Raw genomic sequence first — 1,482 nt, 5'->3', positions numbered from 1 at the left:
GTCAATTTTAACCTTTAAAATTAGTAGGAATTTTTGTTATATTACAATATATAGAATTTTTATAAACTTCTTGATTGAAAACACTCCTCATACTTGTCCTTTATTTCCTACCAAAATCTACTTTTTATATCTACTCTTTTGTATCTTTTAAACATAAGAAAAGCCAGTAGACTCGAGTTCCTACTGACTTTTGTTCTAATTCGTTTGGATTATGCAGCCAAAACTTTACGTCCTTTACGACGACGAGCTGCCAATACGCGACGACCGTTTTTAGTTGACATACGGTTACGGAATCCGTGTTTGCGCGCACGACGAAGTTTACTTGGTTGATAAGTACGTTTCACGATGAATACCTCCTCATAGATTTTGTATTCGTTTAGCCGGCTATAAAGTGATCAGTTACTAAACATACTTTACTATTCTATCTGATTCTTTCACTTTTGTCAATAGCTCTAGGCAAATGTTTGCTGAGAACCTAGAAGATTTTTCAGATTTTTTATTTAACGTAGACAAGCTCCAACTTCCCAAAAGCCACATCTCCACGGATAATCAAGGTTTTGCTGGTTGGGGCTAGAGAAGTATCTGCCTTGGCTACACCACAGAAAGTTTCCACCTTCAAATCAACTCTCCAATGTTGGGGAACAAAGATAACTGCATTGCCAAAACCAACTTCTACTTTCAGGGTTGCGGTATCTCCTAAAATCTCTGCGTTGTCATAATATATCTTGGCATTGCCAAAACCAACTTCTACTTGGTCTTCTACCAATTCTTGATTTTGCTTGTAGAAAGTCCCTGTTCCAAAAGCAACTTCCTTATCTGTAAGAATGGTCTTTTTACCATCATACCACCATTTTTTCCCATTCCAAGTTCTGTTAGAATAAGTCAGCATGTTTACTCCGAGAACAATTAGAACTCCTGCCCAGATTAGTGTCTGATTTGGAATCGGTAAAATGCCATAAAAGTGGTTGGCAATCATTAAGGCCACTAGGGCTGTAAAAGAGGCCGATGTCAGATGACGACGAAGCAAAGCCTCAACTGATTGGTAGGCAAAAAATCCAATACCAAGCAAGGGCCAAATTTGCCCACCGAATGACGGGATTCCAAAATTCCCCTGCAATAATACTAAAGCTGCCAAAATGAGCAACACAATACCAAATGCTTTCTTTTTCATGTTCTTACCTCATGTTTCTTAGATTTTCTTTTAGGAGGGATTGGTAATGCCGTGAGACATGAACCTCCTTGTGGGTCTGATAAAAGGAAATGGTGCCCGTTCCTGAAAAGGACTTGTCCACCGAATAGATTTGCCGAATATTAGCGATCGTTGACTTGGATACCCGACTAAAATAGCGAGGAAGGATAGCCTCTAACTCATAGAGTTTAAGCCGAACCTCGTAGGCATCTTTCTGGGTATGGGCATAAATCTTGCTCCCTTCTGTCTCAAAAAAGAAGAATTTCTGACAAGTCTAAGTAGTACTCACCCGT

Annotated in this window: 2 protein-coding genes and 1 pseudogene; all 3 read right to left on the bottom strand. The window is 39.2% G+C overall.

Going from position 1 to position 1,482, the window contains the following annotated elements:
* Positions 1 to 209: 209 nt before the first annotated feature.
* Complete coding sequence (rpmH, locus tag SMIDD26_RS01415) at positions 210 to 344, bottom strand: 50S ribosomal protein L34 (protein WP_000831905.1); 135 nt, start codon at positions 342 to 344, stop codon at positions 210 to 212.
* A 152-nt stretch (positions 345 to 496) separates the two neighbouring features.
* The gene (locus SMIDD26_RS01410) at positions 497 to 1,171 is read right to left on the bottom strand and encodes a LiaF transmembrane domain-containing protein (RefSeq protein WP_061438677.1); all 675 of its coding nucleotides are present in this window, start codon (positions 1,169 to 1,171) and stop codon (positions 497 to 499) included.
* A gap of 4 nt (positions 1,172 to 1,175) precedes the next feature.
* Positions 1,176 to 1,482, bottom strand: a pseudogene (locus SMIDD26_RS01405) (LytTR family DNA-binding domain-containing protein); the annotation flags it as partial.

This window comes from Streptococcus mitis, from assembly GCF_001579035.1.
GTDB classification, from domain to species: Bacteria; Bacillota; Bacilli; order Lactobacillales; family Streptococcaceae; genus Streptococcus; species Streptococcus mitis_J.
Note: the sequence above shows the minus strand (reverse complement) of the source record. Positions and strands in the feature narration are given on the sequence as shown.

What these genes read in the sequence shown, in the direction of transcription:
- SMIDD26_RS01410 (WP_061438677.1), bottom strand. Translation starts at nt 1,171, where the DNA reads ATGAAAAAGAAAGCATTTGGTATTGTGTTGCTCATTTTGGCAGCTTTA.